The organism is Pseudomonas triclosanedens (genome assembly GCF_026686735.1).
Taxonomy (GTDB): Bacteria; Pseudomonadota; Gammaproteobacteria; order Pseudomonadales; family Pseudomonadaceae; genus Pseudomonas; species Pseudomonas triclosanedens.
Window position 1 is genome coordinate 909,754 of sequence record NZ_CP113432.1, and the last position, 24,527, is coordinate 934,280.

22 protein-coding genes are annotated in these 24,527 nt (G+C 63.7%); 11 read left to right on the forward strand and 11 right to left on the reverse strand.

The window, feature by feature from the left end; genetic code table 11:
- From OU419_RS04350 to OU419_RS04365, 4 genes are read left to right on the forward strand one after another with little or no spacing between them, the layout of a single operon-like run.
- Nucleotides 1-786, forward strand: coding sequence for a DUF4123 domain-containing protein (locus tag OU419_RS04350; protein WP_254471209.1), 786 nt, complete (start codon nucleotides 1-3; stop codon nucleotides 784-786).
- Nucleotides 783-4,607 carry a hypothetical protein gene (locus tag OU419_RS04355; protein ID WP_254471208.1) on the forward strand — a complete coding sequence of 1,275 codons (3,825 nt, stop codon included), beginning with the start codon at nucleotides 783-785 and terminating at the stop codon, nucleotides 4,605-4,607. Before OU419_RS04350 ends, OU419_RS04355 begins: the two co-directional genes overlap by 4 nt.
- Nucleotides 4,604-5,656, forward strand: coding sequence for a hypothetical protein (locus OU419_RS04360; protein ID WP_254471207.1), 1,053 nt, complete (start codon nucleotides 4,604-4,606; stop codon nucleotides 5,654-5,656). The genes OU419_RS04355 and OU419_RS04360 overlap by 4 nt, the downstream gene beginning before the upstream one ends.
- A gap of 60 nt (nucleotides 5,657-5,716) precedes the next feature.
- Entirely contained in the window at nucleotides 5,717-6,769 is a 1,053-nt protein-coding gene (locus tag OU419_RS04365; RefSeq protein ID WP_254471206.1) for a hypothetical protein, read from the forward strand.
- A gap of 75 nt (nucleotides 6,770-6,844) precedes the next feature.
- On the opposite strand, the gene OU419_RS04370 is transcribed toward OU419_RS04365, so the two are convergent.
- The 7 genes from OU419_RS04370 to exaC form a co-directional block, all read right to left on the reverse strand.
- On the reverse strand, nucleotides 6,845-7,471 hold the full coding sequence (locus OU419_RS04370; RefSeq protein ID WP_254471205.1) for an START domain-containing protein: 627 nt from the start codon (nucleotides 7,469-7,471) through the stop codon (nucleotides 6,845-6,847).
- 294 nt (nucleotides 7,472-7,765) lie between these two features.
- Nucleotides 7,766-8,296 carry an inorganic diphosphatase gene (ppa, locus tag OU419_RS04375; RefSeq protein ID WP_254471204.1) on the reverse strand — a complete coding sequence of 177 codons (531 nt, stop codon included), beginning with the start codon at nucleotides 8,294-8,296 and terminating at the stop codon, nucleotides 7,766-7,768.
- An 80-nt stretch (nucleotides 8,297-8,376) separates the two neighbouring features.
- Entirely contained in the window at nucleotides 8,377-9,195 is an 819-nt protein-coding gene (locus tag OU419_RS04380) for a M90 family metallopeptidase (protein ID WP_254471203.1), read from the reverse strand.
- A gap of 7 nt (nucleotides 9,196-9,202) precedes the next feature.
- Nucleotides 9,203-9,865, reverse strand: coding sequence for a DedA family protein (locus OU419_RS04385; RefSeq protein ID WP_254471202.1), 663 nt, complete (start codon nucleotides 9,863-9,865; stop codon nucleotides 9,203-9,205).
- Nucleotides 9,866-10,058: 193 nt separating this feature from the next.
- Nucleotides 10,059-10,937, reverse strand: coding sequence for a substrate-binding periplasmic protein (locus OU419_RS04390; protein WP_254471201.1), 879 nt, complete (start codon nucleotides 10,935-10,937; stop codon nucleotides 10,059-10,061).
- Between the two features lie 92 nt (nucleotides 10,938-11,029).
- Nucleotides 11,030-11,494, reverse strand: coding sequence for a GNAT family N-acetyltransferase (locus OU419_RS04395; RefSeq protein ID WP_254471200.1), 465 nt, complete (start codon nucleotides 11,492-11,494; stop codon nucleotides 11,030-11,032).
- A 280-nt stretch (nucleotides 11,495-11,774) separates the two neighbouring features.
- Nucleotides 11,775-13,295, reverse strand: a complete 1,521-nt coding sequence (gene exaC, locus OU419_RS04400) for an acetaldehyde dehydrogenase ExaC (RefSeq protein ID WP_254471199.1) — start codon at nucleotides 13,293-13,295, stop codon at nucleotides 11,775-11,777.
- 318 nt (nucleotides 13,296-13,613) lie between these two features.
- Between exaC and OU419_RS04405 the strand changes: the two genes are divergently transcribed.
- The 4 genes from OU419_RS04405 (at nucleotide 13,614) to OU419_RS04420 (ending at nucleotide 18,004) form a co-directional block, all read left to right on the forward strand.
- Nucleotides 13,614-15,530 carry a sigma-54-dependent Fis family transcriptional regulator gene (locus OU419_RS04405; RefSeq protein WP_254471198.1) on the forward strand — a complete coding sequence of 639 codons (1,917 nt, stop codon included), beginning with the start codon at nucleotides 13,614-13,616 and terminating at the stop codon, nucleotides 15,528-15,530.
- A gap of 212 nt (nucleotides 15,531-15,742) precedes the next feature.
- Nucleotides 15,743-17,095, forward strand: a complete 1,353-nt coding sequence (gene mpl, locus OU419_RS04410; protein ID WP_254471197.1) for a UDP-N-acetylmuramate:L-alanyl-gamma-D-glutamyl-meso-diaminopimelate ligase — start codon at nucleotides 15,743-15,745, stop codon at nucleotides 17,093-17,095.
- 2 nt (nucleotides 17,096-17,097) lie between these two features.
- A complete protein-coding gene (gene ubiX / locus OU419_RS04415) occupies nucleotides 17,098-17,727 on the forward strand; it encodes a flavin prenyltransferase UbiX (protein WP_254471196.1) in 630 nt (209 codons plus the stop codon).
- Nucleotides 17,717-18,004: a YceK/YidQ family lipoprotein gene (locus OU419_RS04420; RefSeq protein ID WP_254471195.1), complete on the forward strand. Its 288-nt coding sequence runs from the start codon at nucleotides 17,717-17,719 to the stop codon at nucleotides 18,002-18,004. The genes ubiX and OU419_RS04420 overlap by 11 nt, the downstream gene beginning before the upstream one ends.
- 75 nt (nucleotides 18,005-18,079) lie before the next feature.
- On the opposite strand, the gene OU419_RS04425 is transcribed toward OU419_RS04420, so the two are convergent.
- From OU419_RS04425 to OU419_RS04435, 3 genes are all read right to left on the reverse strand, one after another.
- The gene (locus OU419_RS04425) at nucleotides 18,080-18,721 is read right to left on the reverse strand and encodes an oxidoreductase (RefSeq protein ID WP_254471194.1); all 642 of its coding nucleotides are present in this window, start codon (nucleotides 18,719-18,721) and stop codon (nucleotides 18,080-18,082) included.
- A gap of 41 nt (nucleotides 18,722-18,762) precedes the next feature.
- Nucleotides 18,763-20,475: a C13 family peptidase gene (locus tag OU419_RS04430; protein WP_254471193.1), complete on the reverse strand. Its 1,713-nt coding sequence runs from the start codon at nucleotides 20,473-20,475 to the stop codon at nucleotides 18,763-18,765.
- A 103-nt stretch (nucleotides 20,476-20,578) separates the two neighbouring features.
- The gene (locus OU419_RS04435; protein ID WP_045217066.1) at nucleotides 20,579-21,034 is read right to left on the reverse strand and encodes a MaoC family dehydratase; all 456 of its coding nucleotides are present in this window, start codon (nucleotides 21,032-21,034) and stop codon (nucleotides 20,579-20,581) included.
- Between the two features lie 181 nt (nucleotides 21,035-21,215).
- Between OU419_RS04435 and OU419_RS04440 the strand changes: the two genes are divergently transcribed.
- From OU419_RS04440 to OU419_RS04450, 3 genes are all read left to right on the forward strand, one after another.
- Entirely contained in the window at nucleotides 21,216-21,578 is a 363-nt protein-coding gene (locus OU419_RS04440) for a CidA/LrgA family protein (protein ID WP_254471192.1), read from the forward strand.
- Nucleotides 21,578-22,291 carry an LrgB family protein gene (locus tag OU419_RS04445; RefSeq protein WP_254471191.1) on the forward strand — a complete coding sequence of 238 codons (714 nt, stop codon included), beginning with the start codon at nucleotides 21,578-21,580 and terminating at the stop codon, nucleotides 22,289-22,291. The genes OU419_RS04440 and OU419_RS04445 overlap by 1 nt, the downstream gene beginning before the upstream one ends.
- 73 nt (nucleotides 22,292-22,364) lie before the next feature.
- A complete protein-coding gene (locus OU419_RS04450; RefSeq protein WP_254471190.1) occupies nucleotides 22,365-22,955 on the forward strand; it encodes an LON peptidase substrate-binding domain-containing protein in 591 nt (196 codons plus the stop codon).
- Between the two features lie 376 nt (nucleotides 22,956-23,331).
- On the opposite strand, the gene prpF is transcribed toward OU419_RS04450, so the two are convergent.
- The gene (gene prpF / locus OU419_RS04455; protein WP_254471189.1) at nucleotides 23,332-24,519 is read right to left on the reverse strand and encodes a 2-methylaconitate cis-trans isomerase PrpF; all 1,188 of its coding nucleotides are present in this window, start codon (nucleotides 24,517-24,519) and stop codon (nucleotides 23,332-23,334) included.
- Nucleotides 24,520-24,527: the final 8 nt, after the last annotated feature.

Sequence of the window (24,527 nt, forward strand, 5' to 3'; positions counted from 1 at the left end):
ATGATGACTTTCGTTCTGCTGGATCATTCCCATGATCTGTTCCATCGGCTCGGCGCGACTGGGGGTGAGGCAGTCCCGCGCATGCTTTTCCAGCAGACCGAGCTCGCGCTCTATGCAGACCAGAGCCCGGTTCTGGTTGCAGCCGGCCAACCCTTGCTGAGTGCTATTCAGAATGCGCCCGAATGTTGGCCTGGGTTATTGATTCAGAGCGTGGCCGACGAGCGCGTTCTTCTTGATCACCTGCGCGGCATCCTCCTGGTACGTTTCGACGGTGGCCAGCGAAAAGGGGTTCTGCGCTACTGGAGCCCGCGCACCGCGAGCTACTTCTTTCCGGCAGAGTCCAAACAGCGGCTGCGCTGGTTCGGGCCGATACACAAGATCAGTTGGCATGGCGGTACCTGGCGCGAGAAAGCCGAGAGCATCGAGACTTGGAAAAGCTTGGAAAATCCCCTCGCCGAGCACTGGCTTCCACCCGCTGAACGCAGCCCAATGTGCCTCGATGAGGGGCAGGAGGCCGTGCTATTGCGTCAGCAGCAGGAGCACTTCGTTTACCAATGGCCGGGGTCTTCCAGGATGCCTTTCGGCGAAGCCTGGCAGTACTTCTGTGATGGTGCGTCCAGTGGTTTTGACGACAGCGAGCAACTGCTGCGCTACCTCGAACTGCGAGAAGCATTCCGCGGTCAGAGGGTACCCGCGAACCTTCCGGGGGAGTCTGCGGACCAGCGCCTGGCCTACCTGGAAGAAAGCCTGCAGCGAGGCTGCATGAACAAGGATGAGCAAGCATGAGCAGTTCTGTGGGCAAGCTGGGCGGGCGCCCGGCGTGCGAAGCCGGGAAACTCATCGTTCAGGTGGTGGGAAAGGACCACCCCGCCGGCCAGAAGCTGGTGATCTACGACGACAAGGACCGCGAGCAACAGGAGTGGCTTACCAAGCAGGGCAAGCAGGAAGTCATCGCGGATGAACTCTGCAGCAGCGTATTGCACCTGTGGGACTGGAGCGGTCAGCCCAAGCGACACCTATGGCTGGAGATCGCTGCGCAAACCGGCGGCCCTATCCGCGTTCCCCTGTGCGATGACCTGCGGGTAACGCCCCGGCAGGCGGATACACAATGGAACCAGATCGTCCCTGTATTGCCGTTCACCGCCCTGAGAGGTGCCAGGAGCCCCTATGACCTCGGTACTCCGGTGCTCTGCCGTCCGGGTTACCTGTACGCCTTCTATCGAAACAGGCTGTGGCGCGAGCTGGAAATCCGCACCGACAGCAGCAAGACCTTGTTCCATGACATCGACGTGGCACGTTACCGGACGGCCCAGGGAATCAAGGCCGAGGTGCGGCAGGCCACGGGACAGGGGCTGGAGGAAATCTGGCTGCCGGCCAGATGGAACAACCAGAACGTCCATGACCTGTTGCTCTGCTATTCGGAGGTCCAGCTTGGCGCCGCGCGGTTGAACTTCCTGGAGCGCAATCCCGGCGAGCTGGCCCGGCGCTGTCAGGCCTTCGGGCTCCAGGTAGGTGCGCGCAGCTTCAGGGACGTCTATCACGGCAAGCCGAATGGCGCCGCAATGCTCGAACGCTTCTCGCAGTACGACGCCCGCGACATTGTTGCCGTATCCAACAGCGGCCCCGCCCAGGTCGCACGGCTCAATCTCGATGGCCGGGCATTCCCTCTGGCGCTGGTTGCACCGCAACGGGCGCGGGCGCAGGTGTTCGAGTACCTGTTGGAACATCCCGGCCGCTACGTTTGTGACCTGAGCGGGCAGTTCCCGGATCAGGAGTACCGCCGGGCGATGGCCTTCCTCAACCAGGGCATGCTGGGGGAAAAGTCGGGCTCGACCCTGCTGCTGGAATTGGGGGCTGTCGCGGATGCCCTTGCGCGTAGCCAGAAGCCGCCCGCTTCTCCAACCGGCGGAGAGCCGACGGCGGAGGAAAACGTCTGGCAGGCGCAGCCAGCCTCGGCTGACGTACTCGCATCGGTAAGGCCGCGCCAGCTTTGCGGGGTGCTTCTCGACGATGCACGGTATCGCATGCGCCATCTCGAAAGCCGCATCGATAACCATCGTCATCTGCTTAAGCTCTGTGCCCGGCACGCCGCTCTGCAACCCAATCACGGAAGCGCGTTGCTCATCCAGCAGTTGGTCATCGCCCGCACCATTCAGGGCAAGAGCAATCCACTGCACAAGGAAATCAGCAGAATCAGCCGGCAGGGCCTTTGCGACATCAATCGCAATACCGCAGTGCTCGAACGCATGGAGGCATGGCAGGGCGTGATGTCTGCGCAGGGCTTGTTGCGCGAGTCGCTGGAGCAGGCGCGAAGTGTTGCGACGCTAGCTGATCATCTGAGCCTCGACGGCTTCCAGTACCTGGGTGCCCTGCATGCCACCGTTCGCACACTGGCCTGCCTGGCGCTCAACCCCTCGCAGATCGATCCCCTCGCACCGACCGGAGACCTGCACGATGCGACGGGTGGAGGAAGCCCGATATGCCCGGCAGTCAGCGAAGGGCAGAAGTTCCTGGCCAAACTCCAGCAGGACACCCAGTCTGCCCTTCATCGAATGCTCTGGCCCGAAGCCAGTGAGGCACTGGTCTGCAAGATATACGAGGCGAAACCGGGCACACCCAACCCCGGAACCGGGCAGTTCCGTGGCGATGAGTTGGCCAAGCTGGAAAACACCGAGGTTCCGGCGGCTGCGCAGATGGTCACCATCGACGAAGCAATGCTTGGCGCCCTGACTGCCGGGGCCAGCCTAGACAGCTTCCTGACTCTCAGCGGCAAGAACATCAACGGTGCACTGATGGGTGTCTTCGACACCCTGCAAGGCGCCGTAGAGGTCGCCCAGGATGCCGTGAACGGCGCGAGGCAGCGTGAGAGCCAGGCCAGTGCCGCGTCCGGAGCCGCTCAACAGAGTGCCCAGCGCGCCAGCGACCGCCTGGCCCAGACGAAACAGCGGCTGGGCCAGCAGGGGCGCCCGATCACAGTCGACCTGCATGGGCGGGGGCTCCAGCAGTTGCGCAGCATGATGCCGGAGACGTTCGGCTATTCCATCTTCGTGCGCCGCAACCAGTTCAACAGCAGCACACACTACTTATTCGGCATGGAGGACCTGCCGACCCGCACCCAGATGGCTACCCGTTACTACGGTGAGTTTCTCGATCCCAAGGGCAACTTACTGGGCAGTACGGACCGAAAGCGCGTCACGGGAACAGGGGTCGAGAGGAGCGAGCACTGGGTCATAGCCATCCCGCGCGACAAGTCGACAGCGCGCCTGGTGGGCGAGATGAACAAGCGTCTCACAGCAGCACTGGCCGCTGATGCCGCCGCGGAAGTTGCAACCGAGGAAGCACGAATGCGTGGCGCCGCGTTGACCGAAGCGGTAGGCGTTTTGCAGGGGCAGAAGAGTGCGCGGGCGTTCCGCATACTCAACTCGACACCGTTCCCAGTCGCGGTGCTGATGCTCGAATTGTGGAACGTGAGGGCGGAGATTAACAATCAGTATCAGAATGATCTTGAGAAGGGGTCGACTCGTACTGACTGGGGGGGAGTAAGTGCGGTATTGGACTTGTTGATCGCGCTAGAGGCTCTGACAGTCAAGCTGGTCGGTAATCAGTCTGTATTAGCGATGGCCCGCAAGGCTACGTTCCGGATACCCACAGTCATCGTTAAGACAATGGGCAAGCTTGGTGTTTCGATTATCCAGCAAGCAACTGCGCGCTTGGTTCTGCAGTCATTCGCGGGGCTAGTATTCTGCGGCGTCAGTCTCTATGACGCCTGGTATGCCTGGCAATGGAACGATCAAGCCATGTATGGCTATCTGCTGATCGCAAGCGGGGCATTGATCGGAACGGCGGGCGGGTGGCTGGCGGGCAGCGCAACTTTCATGGGGCTGACCCCGGCAGGCTGGCTGGGGCTGCTTCTTGTCGGCATAGGGGCTGGCCTGGTCTATATGCTGTCATCCACGCCATTGCAGGACTGGCTGAGCAATGGCCCGTTCGGCGAAGGGGGCGGCGAGAAAACTGCTCATCTGCGCAGGCCGGACGAAGCCTTCTATCGACTGGTGGGTGTACTCGCCGATATTCGCATCGCTATCCAGCCGAATCCGCTCTTCGAGCCCACCGCCAAACTGGACATCAACGAGCAGACGCCTTTCAGCGTGCGCCAGGCCAACACGATAATTCGCCTGGAGAGTGCGCTGCCCGGCCTGCTGGCGAATCTGGGCAGTGTCGCCATTCGTGCGGAGTGCAGGCTGCGCCCCCTGCACACGGTCAATGTCAAAGGGGAGCCGGCCTTCACCCAGCCACTGCCGGCAACCACGGCTGCCCCCCAGCTACCCGTGGCGCAGCGGCTTTTCCCCAATGCCCTGGAGCTGTACTTCCAGACGCCCGCGGCCAATGTGGTGCAACCTTTGGCCAAGCCCAGCCAGTTTCTGAGCCAGCGCTGGGCTGTTCGTGCGCAGTTCGTCCTACAAGGCAGTGGTCAAACCCGTATATTCCCGACTCCTGGCATCAAGGCGGCTGTGGTCTACGGGCCGGAGTACGCCAAGGCCGACTTTGGCAGCACAGGGCGCCCCTTCTGGGCGGATGAGGAAACCAATAAGGCAACCAACGGATGACAAGCCAAGACTACTACTCGCCCACCAGCTATCGCCCGGACCGAATTCCCGACCAACCTGCGTCCCAGGCTCGGAGTCTGTACCAGAAGTTCTCCTGCACCCGCCTGCCGTGGGGAAGCACGCAAGATGTCATACCTGCAAGTCTGCTTGAGTTCCTGACGCCCGAAGCAATGCGCGGGCATGAGCAGAGGGCAAAGGAGAAAGCCGAGCAGATTGCCAATGGAACTTATAAGCCGACTCCTTTCGATGGTATAGACCTGCATCAACGATACGACCATGAAAGTCTTACGATGGCGATGCTTTCGTTTAAGTCCCAGTTCTGGCTTCTAATTGGCTTTTTTGGAAAGGTTGTTTTTTTTGTCGATTTATTTATTGTTCCGTGTGTCTATCTTTTAAGAGTTTTCAGAACGGGTTCAGGTTGGTTTGATACTCTGTGGGCATTTAGAGATATGATTCTGGTGGCGATTGTGCTGCCGGCTTTAATGTGGATGGCTGGGTATTTCGTTACTAGCTACTTTCCAAAATTTTGGTTCAAGCCTTCTCGCGGGCCGCTATGGAAGTTGAGCCGACGTACTGGCCTTGCCACCCTCTATGACTACAAGGAGTTCAAGAAGACAGGTGTAATTGGCGAAGTCAGCGCACCTTTCTACGAGTTCGACGCCTATATCCACACCAGCCCTGATCGTCAGGGCGCCCCCCTCAATGTGCTCTACCTGATGCACCGTTACCGCGATATACGAATCAAGGTTGGAGCCCTGCTCAGTGCGGACCAGCCTCCCAACGAGGTGCTGGCGTTGTGGGATCTGCTTCAGAACTACATGGATACCAGCCGCCCCTTGCCCGATACGCCGGCACTGGAGGAATACCGCGCCCAGGACCCGGTGACTGCCGAACATGACCGCAAGACTGGTCGCAATCCGCGTTACTGGGTCGATATGGATGATGAAGCGTTCAAGGCGAAGTGCCGGGAAATGGCGGCGAAGATCGATGCTATCGATACGTTTTCACGCCCGAACCTGATTGCCCAGCATGTCGATTTCGCGGGTTAGCGGGCGGCGCTCTGTGGTCGTGTTTCCGGGCGGACGAGGCAATCAAAAGGCAACCAACGGATGACAAGCCAAGACTACTACTTGCCCACCAGCTATCGCCCGGACCGAATTCCCGACCAACCTGCGTCCCAGGCTCGGAGTCTGTACCAGAAGTTCTCCTGCACCCGACTGCCGTGGGGAAGCACGCAAGATGTCATACCTGCAAGTCTGCTTGAGTTCCTGACGCCCGAAGCAATGCGCAGGCATGAGCAGAGGGCAAAGGAAAAGGCCGAGCAGATTGCCAATGGCACTTATAAGCCGACTCCTTTCGATGGTATAGACCTGCATCAACGATACGACCATGAAAGTCTTACGATGGCGATGCTTTCGTTTAAGTCGCAGTTCTGGCTTTTGATTGGCCCTGTTGGAAAGGTTTGGTTTTTTTTAGGTATTTTTCTTGTTTTAAGTGGGTATTTATTTGATCTGGCCCACAAGGGGGGAGGGTGGTTTGAACTTTTGTTGTCGTATTTTGATATGTTTTTAATATTGATTCTTCCTCCGGCTTTAATGTGGATGGCTGGGCATTTTGTTTCTAGCTACTTTCCAAAATTTTGGTTCAAGCCTTCTCACGGGCCGCTATGGAAGTTGAGCCGACGTACTGGCCTTGCCACCCTCTATGACTACAAGAAGTTCAAGAAAACAGGCGTAATTGGCGAAGTCAGCGCCCCTTTCTACGAGTTCGACGCCTATATCCACACCAGCCCTGATCGTCAGGGCGCCCCCCTCAATGTGCTCTACCTGATGCACCGTTACCGCGATATTCGTATCAAGGTCGGAGCCCTGCTCAGTGCGGATCAGCCTCACAACGAGGTGCTGGCGTTGTGGGATCTGCTTCAGAACTACATGGATACCAGCCGCCCTTTGCCCGATACGCCGGCACTGGAGGAATACCGCGCCCAGGACCCGGTGACCGCCGAACATGACCGCAAGACTGGTCGCAATCCGCGTTACTGGATCGATATGGATGATGAAGCGTTCAAGGCGAAGTGCCGGGAAATGGCGGCGAAAATAGACTCCATCGACACCTTCAGTAGACCCAGTGTGATGACGGGCCATGTCGAGTATTCGGATTGAGGCGGGCTGTGCCCCCCAGCTCTTTAGCCGGTTCCGCTAAAACCCGGGAGATGGTGCAGGTGGCGGGTTTGCGGCTCAGTAGCCAGGCGCCTGGATTTCCTGGTGTTCCGCGACGACCCTCAATGTCCGCAGCGTTACCAGCGGTGCGTCCACCACGAACTGGTTCGCCAGCCACGACGGTACGCTGCCGCCGGGGTCCGCACGCATCTGGTAGATGACCTCGGTGAGCTTCGGGCCCTTGGGCACCAGCTGCCAGGTGCCGGAGAGCATCGGGACGCGGATGCGGCCTTCCACTGGCGGGATGTAGTCGGGCGCGGCTTGCAGACGGCGGATCATGCCGCCGTCAGGGGTTTCTTCGGTGCTCACTTGCAGCACCAGGTCGCGTGGCGCTGCGGGCCAGGGCAGTTTGGTGTCGAGGTAGACCCAAATCGCTTCGTCGGTGTACTTGAGCAGGCGCATCTGTGCACAGGCGTAGAGCCAGGCGCAGGACACACGCAGGTTCTCCTGCAGGTGGCCCAGGGTGCTGACATCGGCTTTCACCAGGGTGACGCCACGAAAACTCTTGTAGCGCGAGCCGGGCACGTGGCTGAGGTAGACGCGCACACCATCCTCTTCCTTCGCCAGTTGCCATTCCTCGCTCTGGGCGAGGGCGCCGGTGGGGATCGACAGTAGCAGGGAGAGCAGGAACGGAGCGGGCTTCATGGCAGGTGCCGGAATGAGGTAGTAGCCCGATCTTATGCGCTTTGCTCGACGGTTGCGCAGTGGCCGGCGAGCGGTAGCGGCGTTTCGCAGGCATTAAAAAAGCCGGCTTGTGGCCGGCTTTCAGGGGGTGGTCCAACCTTACTTCTGGTAAAGCAGACCGCCTTGATTCTGTGGCAGCGCAGGGCTCTGCGTGCGGGGAGCTGATCGTAGCAAAGTTGCGACGAAAAACCTATTACCGGTCATAAAAAAGCCCCGTCTAGACGGGGCTTTTCGCGGCGGGCTACCCCGCAGCCATCACTTGGCCTGGAAGGCGGCGACGGCCTTGGTGATGTAGTCGTGAGCTTGTGCGGCGTTGCCCCAGCCCTCGACCTTCACCCACTTGCCCTTCTCGAGATCCTTGTAGTTCTCGAAGAAGTGCTTGATCTGCTCCAGCAGCAGGGCCGGCAGGTCGGTGTATTCCTTCACGTCCTTGTACAGAACGGTCAGCTTGTCGTGCGGCACGGCGATCAGTTTGGCGTCGCCGCCGGCTTCGTCGCTCATGTTCAGCACGCCAACCGGACGGGCGCGGATCACGGAACCCGGAGCGACCGGGTAGGGGGTCACGACCAGTACGTCCAGGGGGTCACCGTCGTCGGCCAGGGTGTTCGGGATGAAGCCGTAGTTGGCCGGGTAGAACATCGGGGTGGCCATGAAACGGTCAACGAACAGGCAGTCGGTGTCCTTGTCGATTTCGTACTTGATCGGCGCGTGGTTGGCCGGGATCTCGATGGCGACGTAAATGTCGTTCGGCAGGTCTTTGCCAGCCGGGATGCTGCTGTAGCTCATGGACGACTCCAGGTATTGGTCGGGCCGAAAAAGTGCGGCGGATTATAGGCAGATTGCCGTGGCCAAGCCACAGACATCCGCTAGTGCGCCTGAGTTTCCTGATATTCGGGATGCTCGCGCTGGAGCTTGTGCAGGCGCGAGAGCGGATCTTGCCGGTAGAACAGTGCGAGCTGCTCATAGACCTTTGGATAGGTCGTGTGGAGCAGGTCGGGCGCGGTGAAGAAGTATTCGCTGGTGACGGCGAAGAACTCCGCGGGGTTTTCGGCTGCGTATGGGTCGATGACGGTATGCGCCTGCGGGTTGCGGTCGAGCTGGCGGTTCATCTGGTCGTAGGCCGACTGCATGGCGGCGGCCCAGTCGCTGACGCGCATATCGCGGTGCAGCGGCGGCAGGCCGTTGGCGTCGCCGTTGAGCATGTCCAGCTTGTGCGCCAGCTCGTGGATGACTAGGTTGTAGGCGTCCCAGCCGCCGCCGTTTTCCACGCCCGGCCAGGCGAGGATCACCGGGCCTTGCAGCGAGGTTTCCCCGGCGCGCTCGTCGTCGAATTCATGGATGACCCCTGCGGGGTCGCGGTGTTTCTGCGGGCTGACGAAGTCGTCCGGGTAGAGCACCAGCTCATGGAAACCCTGGTACCAGTTGAGGTCGGGCAGATGCAGCAGGAGCAGCTCTGCCTGGGTGGCGAGGAGCAGGCGGCGGAAGTCGTCCAGCTCGACTCCTGGCAGCGCGGAGAGATGCTTGTCGCGCAGGAACAGCCGCGCGCGCTCGCCGAGCAGACGCAATTCGTCGTCGCTCAGTCCATCGAGGATCGCCAGGTGCTGGCGTACCCGCTCCCAGAGCTTCGGGTCGAGCGGATGGCGGGCCAGGAAGCGCCGGCGCCGCCAGGCTCTGAACGACCACATCGCCAGGTCAATGCTCCGAGGTCGGCGCCTTGGGGGCGGCCGGACGCATCTTGTGGCGGATGAAACCGATGATCATGGGCAGCAGCGAGAAGGCGATGATGCCGATGATCATCAGCGAAAGGTTCTGCTTGATGAAGGGGACGTTGCCGAAGAAATAGCCGAGGGTGACCAGGCCGCCGACCCAGGCCACGCTGCCGGCCACGCTGAAGAACAGGAAGCGCAGGTAGGGCATGTAGGCCATGCCGGCGACGAAGGGCGCGAAGGTGCGCACGATGGGCAGGAAGCGCGCCAGGGTCACGGTCTTGCCGCCGTGACGCTCATAGAACGCGTGGGTCTGGTCGAGGTAGTCGCGGCGGAAGATCTTGGAGTTCGGGTTGCTGAACAGGCGTTTGCCCAGGGTCCGGCCGATCACGTAGTTGGTGCTGTCGCCGGTGATGGCCGCAACCAGCAGGAGGCTGCCGAGCAGCCAAGGGTCCATGCCGCCAGTGGCGCAGATGGCGCCGGCGATGAACAGCAGTGAGTCGCCGGGCAGGAAGGGCGTCACCACGAGGCCGGTTTCGCAGAAGATCACCAGGAACAGGATGGCGTAGATCCATACACCGTAGTTGGTCACCAGCAGGGACAAGTAGGTGTCGAGGTGCAGAACGAGGTCGATCGGGTTGAAATCCATGGAGAGCCTGTTTTGACAACGAGGGAACGGCCGGGGTGCGCATTATAGGGGCGGATGCGCCATCGGGGCGCGCATCGTCGCGTCCTGCGACGAACATCGGCCAGCAGGATATTACAGGTCGAAGGTGAAAATTCGGTTGGGAGGAGCGCTGAAATTCGCTGTGACAAATGCGCAAGGCGCAGCCGCCGGGGCGTCAGAGCAGGCTGGCCTGCCAGCTCAGCAGGGGGCTGGCGGTGATGCCGCCCGGCTGCAGACGCTCATCGGATTTCTGCTCCGAGGACGGTGACTGTTCTGCTACCGGGTGGGTAGCTACTTCCCGCGAGCGCATGGCCGTCTCCAGGTGCGCTTCGGCGATCAGTTGTTGCAGGCGCCCGCTACGGCGCAGGGTGCGCAGGCTTCGGTCGAGGCTGGCGGCCAGGGCCTCGCCCTCGGCGCGCCTCCTGGGTACCAGGACGTACAGTGGCTTGATGTCGAGCGGCGGTTCCACGAAGACCACTTGGTCGCGCAGCGCCGGCGCATTCTGGGCGAGCAACTGATAGCCGGTATAGCGGTCGGCCACCGCCAGGTCGATGCGTCCGCGCAGAAGCTTTTCCAGGTTCTGCCAGTCGCTGCTGACCACGTCCTTGGTGAGGTAGTCGGCCTGGTCGAAGGCAGTCTGGTTGACGTAGCCGCGCACGACGCCGATGCGATAGGGGCGCAGGCTTTCGAGGTTGCTCGGTTCTATCGGCAGCGCATGGTCGCGGCGACGGAAGAAGCCCAGTTGGGAATCCAGCAGCGGCATGGAAGTATAGAAGTCCGCGCTGCGGTCAGCCGAGAGGTAGGCTGGCATCAGCGCATCGAAGCGCCCTTCGCGGGTCTCGTTGAGCGCTCGTTGCCAGGGCAGGAAGACCAGTTCGGCCTTGTCGCCGTTGAGCGCCAGGGCTTCGTCGAGAATGCGGCTGGCAAGGCCGTGGCCGGGAAGGTCTGGACCGACGTAGGGGGCCCAGTCCAGCGTGGCGATACGCAGGGTCTGGGCCTGGACGGCGGAACAGGCGAGCGTGAGGAGGAGGCTGACGATCAGGGGACGACGCATGGGGAACCCTCGGCCGGCGAAGACGGCGATGCGATGGCCGGCCATCACTCTAGTGCGTCTGGCCCGCCGAGACCAGCGGGCCGCTGATAGCCTCAGACGAGGTCGTCGCTGATCGGCAGGATGTAGTTCTTGAACTCGCTGTCTTCGCGGAAGCCGATGGACTCGTAGACCTTCTGCGCCACTTCGTTGTTGACGCTGGTGGAGACGCGCATGCGCACTGCCTGGGTCTCGCGGGCCATCTGCCGGGCTGTTTGCAGCAGGTGGTCGGCGACCAGTTGGCGGCGAGCCTCCTCGGCGACGTAGATGTCGTTGAGGATCCACACGCGCTTGAGCGACAGCGAGGAGAAGCTGGGGTAGAGCTGGCAGAAGCCCAGCAGCTTGCCGTCATCGTCGTCCGGCAGGGCCAGGTAGATCACCGATTCCTTGCGGCGCAGGCGCTTCTCGAGGAATTTCCGCGACGACTCGGGGTAGGGCAGCATGCCGTAGAACTCGCGGTATTTGACGAACAGCGGGGCTAGCAGATCGAGGTGGTCGAGCGTGGCTTGCACGATGCGCATGGGCGGGCCTCGGCGTGATGTGAATGGGCTGGTATGGCAATGCAGGGGCTATGCCAGCGGATAGCCATCTCGTCCGATGCTGCACCAGAAATTGTGGAAAGCGCAATCCAAGCGAGCGTTTGATCTGGTATCGCTTCGCTCCACCCAGCCTGCCGATCTGACTGGGTGGGTTGCTCCTGCGAAAGATAGCCATCCAAACCGTTTCGCAGACAAAAAAGCGCGGCCCGTGGGCCGCGCAAAGTAGTGAACGTTGAAGCCGCCCGGCGGGCCGGGCGGGCGGTCAGAAGAAGCCCAGCGGGTTGATGTCGTAGCTCACCAGCAGGTTCTTGGTCTGCTGGTAGTGGTCGAGCATCATCTTGTGGGTCTCGCGGCCCACGCCGGATTTCTTGTAACCGCCGAACGCGGCGTGCGCCGGGTACAGGTGGTAGCAGTTGGTCCACACGCGGCCGGCCTTGATGCCACGGCCCATGCGGTAGGCGCGGTTGATGTCGCGGGTCCATACGCCGGCGCCCAGGCCGTACTCGGTGTCGTTGGCGATCGCCAGCGCCTCGGCCTCATCCTTGAAGGTGGTGACGCCCACCACCGGGCCGAAGATCTCCTCCTGGAACACGCGCATCCTGTTGCTGCCCTTGAGCAGGGTCGGCTGGATGTAATAGCCGCTGGAGAGGTTGCCTTCGAGCTTCTCCACCGCGCCGCCCACCAGCACCTGCGCGCCTTCCTGCTGGGCGATGTCGAGGTAGGAGAGGATCTTCTCGTACTGCTGCTGCGACGCCTGCGCGCCGACCATCGTGTCGGTGTCCAGCGGGTCGCCGCGCTTGATCGCCTTCACCTTCTTCATCACCACATCCATGAACTGCGGGTAGATGGACTCCTGCACCAGCGCGCGGGATGGGCAAGTGCACACTTCGCCCTGGTTGAAGAACGCCAGCACCAGGCCCTCGGCGGCCTTCTCGATGAAGGTTTCCTCGGCCTGCATGATGTCTTCGAAGTAGATGTTCGGGCTCTTGCCGCCCAGTTCCACGGTGGACGGAATGATGTTCTCGGCGGCGCATTTCAGAATGTGCGAGCCCACCGGGGTGGAGCCGGTGAAGGCGATCTTGGCGATGCGCTTGCTGGTGGCCAGAGCCTCGCCGGCTTCGCGGCCGAAGCCCTGGACGACGTTGAGCACGCCCTTGGGCAGCAGGTCGCCGATCAGCTCCATCAGCACGCAGATGCCCAGCGGCGTCTGCTCGGCCGGCTTGAGCACGACACAGTTGCCGGCGGCGAGGGCCGGGGCGAGTTTCCATGCAGCCATCAGCAACGGGAAGTTCCACGGGATGATCTGCCCGACCACGCCCAGCGGCTCGTGGATGTGATAGGCCACGGTGCTGTCGTTGATTTCGGCGGCGGAGCCTTCCTGGGCGCGGATGCAGCCGGCGAAATAGCGGAAGTGATCGGCAGCCAGCGGGATGTCGGCATTGAGGGTTTCGCGGATCGGCTTGCCGTTGTCCCAGGTTTCGGTGACGGCCAGCAACTCCAGGTTCTGCTCGATTCGGTCGGCGATCTTGAGCAGGATCAGCGAGCGGTCCTGCACCGAGGTACGGCCCCAGGCATCGGCTGCGGCGTGGGCGGCGTCCAGCGCCTTGTCGATGTCCGAGGCGTCAGATCGGGGGAATTCTGCGATCGCCTGGCCGTTCACCGGCGAGGTATTGGTGAAGTACTGACCCTTCACTGGCGGGACGAACTCGCCGCCGATGTAGTTGCCGTAGCGCGCCTTGAAGGAAACGATGGCGCCTTCGGTACCGGGATGGGCGTAACGCATGGTCGAATCTCCTGGGTCTTGTGCTTGTTGGGGAGGACGTTGATCAAGCGTAGAGCAAGGGCCGGGCCATGCCAGCGCAAGTCCCGCCGGGCAAGGCTCCGGGGGCGCTGGCCGGTTTGTCCGCAAGGCGCGCTGTAGCGCCTGCGGGACAGTACCCGGTGACACTTTGTCCCGTATCCGTGACAGTCGTGACCTGACGGTCGGACAGGCGTTGCAATGCCTGGGGGCGTGGGGGATGCTGTGGAAGTTCGCCGCCGATCCATGACCGTGGCGGACGTTCGGGACTGCCTCCCGTCCCCTCTGCGGAGAACAACAAGAATGCGTGCCAACGATATGAGCCGCCACGCCCGCCAGGTCATGACCGTGGCCGAGGGCAGGGTTCGCGCCGGAGCGCCGGGTGCCGATCCTTCGATTGCCCGCTCCTGGCTGCGTTGCCTGGAGCAGTACCATCTCGATCCCGCGCAGAACCGCGCGCCGACGGTCCTGGAGCATGCCTGCATGCTGGAGCGCCGCGAGCACCTGCGGCAGGTGCTGGAGATCGCCAGCGGCGAGATGAACAGCCTGCACCAGCAGCTTTCCGGCGCCGGCCATGCGGTGCTGCTCACCGACTCGCGCGGGATCATCCTCAACTGCGTCAGCGAAGACGCCGAACGGCGCACCTTCGAGCAGGCCGGGCTGTGGCTCGGCGCGGACTGGAGCGAGGCGCACGAAGGCACCAACGGCATCGGCACCTGCCTGGTCGAGCGCCAGGCACTGACCATCCACCAGGACGAACACTTCCGCAGCCGCCATACCGGCCTGACCTGCTCGGCCAGCCCGGTGTTCGACCCGCAGGGCGAACTGCTCGCGGTGCTCGACGTTTCCTCCGCACGCCGCGAGGTTTCGCGGCAAAGCCAGTTCCACACGATGGCGCTGGTGAACCTTTCGGCCAAGACCATCGAGGGCTGCTATTTCCTGCGTCATTTCGAAGATCAGTGGCTGCTGCGGTTCCACCTGCAACCGGACGGCCTCGGCCTGTTCAGCGAAGGCATGCTCGCCTTCGACGGGAGCGGCCGCATCCTGGCGGCCAACCAGAGCGCCATCAACCTGCTTGGCAGCCATCGCGAGAGCCTCGTCGGCCGTTCGCTGGAGCAGTTCTTCGACTGTCATCTGGACGACCTGCTCGGCCGAGCCGATCCGCGTCCCAATGCCGGTTGGCCGCTGCGCACGCATTCCGGGCGCGTTCTGTATGCCCTGCTGCGCGGTGAGCGCCCGGTGGCGGCCGCGCCGGTGTTGCCGCGAGCGCCGCTGGCCGCCGGGCTGTGCATCGCCGACCAGCGCCTGGCCCATGACTTCCGACGTGCCCTGAAGGTCTACGCCCACGACGTGCCGCTGCTGCTTCAGGGCGAAACTGGCACCGGCAAGGAGGCCTTCGCCCGTGCCGTGCACCAGGGCGGTGAGCGCGCTGGCAAGGCGTTCGTCGCGCTGAACTGCGCGGCGATCCCCGAGAGCCTGATCGAGAGCGAACTGTTCGGCTATCGCGGCGGCAGTTTCACTGGTGCGCGCAAGGAAGGCATGCGCGGCAAGCTGCAACAGGCCGACGGCGGCACGCTGTTCCTCGACGAGATCGGCGATATGCCGCTGGCGTTGCAGACGCGTCTGCTGCGCGTGCTGGAAGAGCGCCAGGTAGTGCCCATCGGCGGCGAGCCGCAGGAGGTGGATATCCGCCTGATCAGCGCCAGCCACCGTGACCTGGAAGCGCTGGTCGCCGCCGGGCAATTCCGCGAGGACCTGTACTACCGCCTCAACGGCCTGGTGGTCGCGTTGCCGCCGCTGCGCGAGCGCGAGGACCGTGGCGCGCTGCTCGACCATCTGCTCGCCGACGAAAGCAAGGGCCGCCTCGTGCGCCTGGACGAGGATGTGCGTCGGCATCTGCTGGACTACTCCTGGCCGGGCAACGTGCGCCAGTTGCGCAACGTGCTGCGGACGCTCTGCGCGCTGTGCGAGGGCGGGCGTATCCAGATGGCCGATCTGCCGCCGGACCTGCGCCGTGCGCTGGCTCCCGCTGCGACCCCCGCCGTCATGGCCGAGGAGGGCGGTGACACCCTCGGCGTGGCCGAGCGCAATGCGCTGCTGGAAGTGCTCGAAGCGCAGCGCTGGCACATCAGCCGCACCGCGCAGCAACTGGGTATCAGCCGCAATACCCTCTACCGCAAGCTCAACCGCCACGGCCTGAGCAGGAAGAGCCTTTCCTAGGATGGCGTGGAGCGCAGCGATACCCATCGATGCCGGGTAGGATCGGCATGGGTATCGCTGCGGGTTCGCATCCGTGACAACATTCTCGGGCCACCGGGAACCGCCCTTTCACCTCGTCGTCTGATGCCCCGGCAGCGGGCCGCGCGAGGGTGCGCTGTGCTACTCTGCCGCCCATTCGAAGCGCCTTGAACGGCTTGATTGCAGGAGTCTGCATGCACATCCACATCCTCGGCATCTGCGGCACCTTCATGGGGTCGCTGGCCGTCCTGGCCAAGGAGCTCGGCCACCGCGTGACCGGCTCCGATGCCAACGTCTACCCGCCCATGAGTACCCAGCTCGAAGCCCAGGGCATCGAACTGATGCAGGGTTACGATCCGGCGCACCTCGACCCCGCGCCGGACCTCGTGGTCGTCGGCAACGCCCTGTCGCGCGGCAATCCGGCGGTGGAGCATGTGCTGAACAAGGGGCTGCCCTACGTGTCCGGCCCGCAATGGCTGGCCGACCATGTGCTGCAAGGCCGCTGGGTCCTGGCCGCCGCCGGCACCCACGGCAAGACCACCACCAGCAGCATGCTGGCCTGGGTGCTGGAGCATGCCGGTATGAGCCCGGGCTTCCTGATCGGCGGCGTGCCGCAGAACTTCGGCGTTTCCGCGCGCCTGGGCGGCACCCCGTTCTTCGTGGTCGAGGCCGACGAGTACGACAGCGCCTTCTTCGACAAGCGCTCCAAGTTCGTCCACTACCACCCGCGCACGGCGATCCTGAATAATCTGGAATTCGACCACGCGGATATCTTTCCCGATCTCGCCGCCATCGAGCGCCAGTTCCACCATCTGGTGCGTACCATTCCCGGCGAGGGCCTGATCATTCATCCCACCTCCGAAACCGCGCTCAAGCGCGTGATCGGGATGGGCTGCTGGACCCCGGTACAGACCACCGGCGAAGGCGGCCAGTGGCAGGCGCGCCTGCTCAGTGAGGATGGCTCGCGCTTCGAGGTGCTGTTCGACGGCAAGCCGCAGGGCACCGTGGACTGGGAGCTGACCGGCCAGCACAACGTCGCCAACGCCCTGGCCTGCCTCGCGGCGGCCCGGCATGTCGGTGTGGTGCCGGAGCTGGGTTGCGCCGCGCTGTCGGCCTTCAAGAGCGTCAAGCGGCGCATGGAGAAGGTCGCCGAGGTCAACGGCGTGACCATCTACGACGATTTCGCCCATCACCCGACCGCCATCGCCACCACGCTGGACGGCCTGCGCAAGCGCGTGGGCGATGCGCCGATGATCGCCGTGGTCGAACCACGCTCCAACTCCATGAAACTCGGCGCCCACCGCGACGGCCTGCCGGAGTCCGTGGTGCAGGCCGACAACGTGTTCTGGTACGCGCCGCCGAACCTGGGCTGGGACCTGGCCGCCACCGTGGCCAGCTCCACCGTGCCCACGCAGGTCTGCGATTCGCTGGATGCCATCATCGAGGGCGTGAAGGCGATCGCCACGCCGGGCACCCAGGTAGTGATCATGAGCAACGGCGGTTTCGGCGGCCTGCACGGCAAGCTCGCCAAGGCGCTGGAGGGCTGAGCATGGCTGGAGCCGAACGCATCACCCTGGCCATGACCGGCGCTTCCGGCGCGCAGTATGGCCTGCGCCTGCTCGACTGCCTGGTGCAGGAGGACCGCGAAGTGCACTTCCTGATCTCCAAGGCCGCGCAACTGGTGGTGGCCACCGAGACCGACGTGACCCTGCCGGGCAAGCCGCAGGCGATTCAGGCGTTCCTCAGCGAGTACACCGGGGCCGCGCCTGGGCAGATTCGCGTGTACGGCAAGGAAGACTGGATGGCCCCCGTGGCTTCCGGCTCCGGCGCGCCCAGCGCGATGGTGGTGGTGCCCTGTTCCACCGGTACCCTGTCCGCCATTGCCACCGGTGCCTGCAACAACCTGATCGAGCGCGCCGCCGACGTGGCCCTGAAGGAGCGCCGCCAGTTGATCCTGGTGCCGCGTGAGACGCCGTTCTCCAGCATCCATCTGGAGAACATGCTCAAGCTGTCCAATATGGGCGCGGTGATCCTGCCGGCTGCTCCGGGTTTCTATCATCAGCCGCAGACGGTGGACGACCTGATCGACTTCGTCGTCGCGCGTATCCTCAATCAACTGGGCATTCCCCAGGACATGCTGCCGCGCTGGGGCGAACACCATCTTGTCAGTGACGAATAAGCTTTTCGTCGCCCTGTTGCTGCTGCAACTGGGCGGTTGCGCCACCGTGAAGACTCTCAACGCAGCCAAGCCCGATGCGCCCCTGATCTACGCCGGCACCCGGCTGGACTGGTATTCGCTGCATGGCGGCTGCTGCCCGATGGACCGCTTCGGTACTGAGGCGCCAGCCTACCCGGGCCTGGACCTGCCTGGTAGCGCGCTGCTGGACACCCTGCTGCTGCCGTTCTCCGTCGCGGCGGAGCTGGGTGTCGGGTTGCAGGTGCGCGGCGGGAATTGACCCCCCTTTTGCTGAACAGCCCGAAGATCGCTCAGGGGGCATCCTGCAAGAGCAGTCGAGTGGGATCCGGCGGGATTACTTGCCCAGCTTGCGCAACTCGTCCGACTCGACGATCCGCGTGCCCTTGCCGGTTTCCAGCGCCAGGCGCCAGAGGGCGCGGGCCAGGGCGCAGGCTTCGATGCCATGCAGCTTGCCCGGCAGGATGCGGGCGAAGGGGGCGGCGAGCAGCTCGGCCAGACGCACTTCTTCGCGCTGGCCGAGCAGCAGCGAAGGACGGGCGATGGTCAGTTGTGGCCAGCCTTGCTGGCGCAGGGCGTCTTCGAGTTCACCCTTGATCCGGCTGTAGAAGATCGACGACTTGCTATCGGCGCCCAGCGCGCTGACTACCAGGTAGTGCCGTGCGCCGAGCTCCAGGGCGCGCTTGCCAAGAGCCACCGGCAGGTCGAAGTCGACGTTGCGGAAGGCTTCTTCGGAGCCTGCCTCCTTGATGGTGGTGCCCAGGCAGCAGAACACGGTATCGATCGGCCGGGTCAGTGCCGGGATGAGTTCGGCCAGCGGGCCGATCGGGTTTTCCAGGCGTGGGTGTTCGGCCAGCGCGCGGCGAGCCGGTGCTACCACGCGTTTGACCGTGGGTTCGTTGAGCATGCGGTCCAGCAGGTGCTCGCCGGTCAGACCGGTAGCGCCCGCAAGCAGAATGTTCGTCGGTGTTGAGTACATCTGTGTTTCTCCCTGACACACGGACAAGCTTAGTTGCCGGCCTATTGTTTTGCCTGCATGGCGGCATTTTTCGTCGAGACATGCGCCTGCTGCGCACGCAGGGCCTGCCAGCGGCTTAGGACCTCCGCCGGCGCCCAGAGTTGTGGCTCGGATGCTTCGAACTCTTCCTCTTTCTCGCGCCGGGCGACGGTGGCGGTGGCCTGCGCGAAGGCCTCCTTGAGGTCATCGGTCTGCTGGAACGCCTTGGCGAACAGCGCATCGCCGAAGTAGGTGAAGTCGGCTTCCTCGGAGCAACCGAAGGATACCCGGTCGCTGCGTGCGGCGGTCATGATCAGGGTCTTGTCATCCTTGAGCGGAGGGATGAAGCCGCCGCTGTAGCAGGCCGAGATCACCAGGATCTTGTGGCGGTCTTTCAGCGGTGCGAGCAGGGTGGCCAGTTCGCTGGCCGGCAGGTCATTGAGCTTGAGGCCCGGCACGTCCAGCACCAGTTGGTGATCATGGGAGCCGTGGCTGGTCAGGTAGATGAAGATGAGGTCTTCCGGGCCGCTGCGCTCGGCTAGCGTGCGCAGGGTGCGGGCGAGGCTTTCGCGAGTTGCCATCGGCCGGTCGGCGAGGTGGTCGCGATGGTTCACCAGGGTCACCACGCCGCGGCTGCCGAAGCGTTCGCCGAGCAGCCTGGCGACATAGTCGGCTTCGCGCAGGAATACGCTCTGCTTGCCATCGCCGCCTACGCTCAGGCCATAGAGTTCGATGGCGGGCGTCGATTGCGGGATGGCGTCCAGCGCCTTGTCGAGCAATGCGCCCTGTTCCAGCAGGCCGACTTCCAGCGAGCTGGGCAGCAGCTTGCCGTTTTCGTCGCGCAGCCGTTGGCCGGCGTTCCAGTTGCCGCGCAGTACGCTGCCATCACTGCGGGTGAGAGTACCTTCGCCCGAGTATTGGCCGTGGGCGAAGCCGCCATTGTAGACCTGGCCGTCGGCCTGGGTGAGCGTGCCCTTGCCGTGGAATCGCCAGCGGCGGAATTCGCCTTTGTAGCGGCTGCCATCGCTGCCGATGAACTCCCCCGGACCATCCAGCGAGCCCTCCCTGAAACGGCCGAGCCACACGTCGCCGCTGGCGTTCTGGAAACGCCCCGAACCGTCGAACTGGTCGTTGCGGAACTCGCCGGCGTAGTGGTCGCCGGCGTCGTCGCGGAAGGTGCCCTTGCCTTCGAGCACGCCGTTCCTGAACTGCCCGCTGTACTGGTTGCCGAGGCTGTCCTGGCGGGCGCCTTCGCCGTTGGCCTGGCCCTTGGCGAAGAAGCCCTGGTGGCGGGTTCCGTCAGGCTGTTCGAGGCTGCCCAGGCCGTTGAACAAGCCATTGCGGAAGCCTCCGCTGTAGGTGGTTCCGCCCTGGCTCAGACGGCCCTCGCCGTCGAATTCGCCGCGCTTGAACTGGCCGTCGTAGACGCTGCCGTCGGCGAACTGCAGGCGTCCACGACCATCGAACAGGCCTTCGCGGAACTCGCCGACGTAGATGCTGCCGTCGCCGCCGTGCCACTCGCCGTGGCCGCTCTGCAGGCCCTTGTCGAAGCCGCCTTCGTACCAGGCGCCGTTGGGGTAGTCGAGTCGTCCCTTGCCCTGCAATTGGCCGTCGACCAGTGTGCCGCGGTAGCGGGCGCCGTCGGGCAGGCGGCCGTCGGGCGGGGTCAGCGGTTCGCCATTACCGCAGGCGGCAAGGAGCAGGACGAGGCCGAGGGGCAGGCAGTTGCGCAGCATTGGGTTCTCGAGTGGCTTGGTGGGCGCGCATGAGTGTGACGCAAAAAAGCCCGCGTACGCGGGCTTTTTTCTCAAGCGTGCGTTGCACGCTGATGACGAGTCTTCAGACGAAGCACAGGCTCAGAGACTCGGCGATGTAGGCCGGCTTGGGCAGGCCCTCGATCTCCAGGGTGCAGCGCGCCTTGATCAGCCACTGGCCTGGGTTCTTCTCGGTGATGTCGGTGATGGTCACCTGCAGGCGCACGCGTGAGTCGACCGGCACCGGTTGGATGAAGCGCACGCTGTCCAGGCCGTAGTTGACGACCATCTTGGGATTTTCCGGAAGCACCAGCAGGCCTTCGCAGAGCTTGGGGATCAGCGACAGCGACAGGAAGCCGTGGGCGATGGTGCCGCCGAAGGGGGTCTTCTTCGCCTTCTCCGGGTCGACGTGGATGAACTGGTGGTCCTCGGTGCACTCGGCGAACTGGTTGATGCGCTGTTGATCGACGGTGATCCACTGCGAATGGCCCAGGTCCTTGCCGATGTAGTCCTTCAGTGCGCTTACAGGTACGAATGCCATGTTTCCTCCGGGGAATACGTTGTTCTTCTAATGCGGCCTGCGGGGCTAGGAGCCGCCTGTAGATCAGCATGCGGGCAGGGTGTGGTCAAGCCACCCCGGCGTTTCATGCTTTGGGCGAATGCCGTGCCATAGCAGTGCCCGGCTGGGCATAATGGTGTCTCCTTGCGCTGGAGATGTTCCCATGCTGTTACGCGGCCTGACCTGGCTGGTGCTGTTCCAATTGCTCGGCACGGGTCTGAATGCTCTCATCCTGCACATGATTCCCGGCCCCATCATTGGGCTGGTGCTGCTCTTCGCGTTCCTGGTGTGGAACGGCGAGGTGAGCGCGCCGGTAAACGAGGCCGCCAGTTCGCTGCTGCGTTACCTGCCGTTGCTGCTGGTGCCGGCGGCGGTCGGGGTGATGGTCTATGCGAAGCAGATCGCAGCCGATTTCTGGGCCATCGTCGGCGCCCTGGCGCTGTCGCTGCTGGTGTCCTTCGTCTTCGCCGGCTGGCTGATGCAGAAGCTCATCGACCGCCAGCGCAAGCACAAGGAGGAGGCGTGATGTTCGACTGGCAAGGCGCGGTGTCTTCGGTCATCCACCATCCGCTGTTCTGCGTCGGCGTCACCTTAGGCGCCTACCAGTTGGCGCTGGCCGCATACGAACGCACGCGCTGGGTATTTCTGCAGCCGGTGCTGGTGTCGATGCTGATCGTCATTGGGGTGCTGCTCGCCTGCGGCATCGACTATGCCGAATACAGCGCCAGCGCGAAGGTGCTGACCATCCTGCTCGGCCCGGCCACCGTGGCGCTGGCGGTGCCGCTGTTCCTCAATCTCAGGCGCATTCGCCAGTTGTTCTGGCCGACACTGATCACCTTGCTGGTGGCCGGCCTGTTCGCCACCGGGCTGGGCATCGGCCTGGGCTGGCTGTTCGGCGTCGATCACGAGATGCTCATGAGCCTGGCGCCCAAGTCGGTGACATCGCCGATCGCCATGCTGGTGGCCAGCCAGATTGGCGGCGTGGCGGCGCTGGCGGCGGTGTTCGTGCTGATTACCGGCGTGCTCGGCGCCATCCTCGGTCCGGAGCTGCTGCGCCGCGTCGGTGTCCATCACCCGGCTGCGCAGGGGATGGCGCTGGGCATGACTGCCCATGCGGTGGGCACCTCTCGTGCATTGCAGGAAGGCGAGGAGTGCGGCGCCTTCGCTGCGCTGGCCATGAGCCTGATGGGCGTGGCCACGGCAGTGCTGCTACCGTTGGCTGTAGCGCTTATCGCCTGAGGGGCCTGCTGACGATCTGCTGCGGCTTGCCCGCCAGATCGTCAGCGGGCTCTGATCATCAAAGGGAGTGTCCATGAGTTTCCCGCTGTTTCCCCTCAACACCGTGCTGTTTCCCGGTTGCCGCCTCGATCTGCAGATATTCGAGGCGCGCTACCTGGACATGATCGGCCGCTGCATGAAGCAGAACTGCGGGTTCGGCGTTGTGGGCATCGTCGAGGGCGAGGAGGTCGGCGACGCGCCGGAGCGCTACAGCCTGGTTGGCTGCGAAGCACGTATCCGCGACTGGCAGCAACGGCCCAATGGTTTGCTGGGAATTCGCGTCGAGGGTGGCCGGCGCTTTCGCGTCGTGTCTGCCAATGTGCAGCCGGACCAACTGACCGTGGCCGAGGTGGAGTGGCTGGATGAGCAGCCCGACCAACCGCTGACCAAAGAGCACGACGATCTTGCCGCGTTGCTGGAGGCACTGTCCATGCACCCGATGGTCTCCGCGCTGGAGATGGGCGGGGAGGTCAACGGCCAGCAGGAACTGGCCTGTCAGCTCGCCTACCTGCTGCCGTTCGAGCGGGATCAGAAGCAGGTGTTGCTGGAGATGGACGACCCGACCGTGCGCCTGGCGCGCATTCAGGTGTTGCTGGAGCAATTGCAGGGCGATTTCATCGCCTGAGGCATTGGTGCCCCCGATGCGTCGAGCATCCCCTCCCGCAATTGAAGCCAGCCGTAGGATGGGTGGAGCGCAGCGATACCCATCAACAGGGTCGCGCGAATCTCGATGGGTATCGCTCCGCTCCACGCCATCCTACAAACCTACCTGGACGGTTGCTTCTACGGATCGGGCTTGCGCCGGTATTACCCGGTAGGAGCGGGCCTTGTCGGCGATTGGCCGAGCATCCCCTCCCGCAATTGAAGCCAGCCGTAGGATGGGTGGAGCGCAGCGATACCCATCAACAGGCTCCCGGGCCGCTCCACGCCGCCCCCCACGAGAGCCGAAACGACAAGGCCCGCATCGGCGGGCCTTGTGCTTTCACGGGGAAAACCAGCGATCAGAACGAGTCGCCCGGCACCCGTACCCAGCCTTCCATGAGAATGCGCGAGCTGCGGCTCATGATGGCCTTGGTCACGGTCCACTCACCGTTCACCTGCTTCGCCTCGGCGCCAACGCGCAGCGTGCCCGATGGGTGCCCGAAGCGCACGGCGCTGCGCTCGCCACCGCCGGCGGCGAGGTTCACCAGTGTTCCGGGGATGGCGGCGGCGGTGCCGATGGCTACGGCGGCGGTGCCCATCATGGCGTGGTGCAGCTTGCCCATCGACAGTGCGCGGACTACCAGGTCGATATCGCCGGCCTGCACTTCCTTGCCGCTGGAGGTGCGGTAGTTTTTCGGCGGCGCGACGAAGGCGATCTTCGGTGTGTGCTGGCGGGTCGCCGCTTCTTCCGGGGTCTTGATCAGCCCCATGCGCAGGGCGCCGGCGATGCGGATCTTCTCGAAGCGAGCCAGTTGCTCCGGGTCGCCATTGATGGCTTCGCGCAGCTCGGTGCCGGTGTAGCCGATGTCTTCGGCGTTGACGAACACCGTGGGGATCCCCGCGCTGATCATGGTCGCCTTGAAGGTACCGACACCGGGAACGTCCAGATCATCCACCAGGTTGCCGGTGGGGAACATGGCGCCGCCATCCTCGCCATCGTCGGACGGGTCGAGGAACTCCAGCACGATCTCGGCAGCGGGGAAGGTCACACCGTCCAGCTCGAAGTCGCCGGTTTCCTGCACCTGGCCATTGGTGACCGGCACGTGGGCGATGATGGTTTTCTGGATGTTGGCTTGCCAGATGCGCACCACGCAGGTGCCGTTGTCCGGGATGCGCGATGGATCGACCAGCCCGGCATGCAGGGCGAAGGAGCCGGCGGCGGTGGAGAGGTTGCCGCAGTTGCCGCTCCAGTCGACGAAGGCCTTGTCGATGGAGATCTGCCCGTAAAGGTAGTCGACGTCGTGGCCCGGCTGGGTGCTTTTCGACAGGATCACGCACTTGCTGGTGCTGGAGGTCGCGCCGCCCATGCCGTCGATGTGCGCGCCGTAGGGGTCGGGACTGCCGATCACGCGCATGAACAGCCTGTCGCGCGCTTCGCCGGGCACCTGGCAGCGCTCGGGCAGGTCCTGCAGGCGGAAGAACACGCCCTTGCTGGTGCCGCCGCGGATGTAGGTGGCGGGGATCTTCACTTGGGGTACGTGGGACATGGGATATG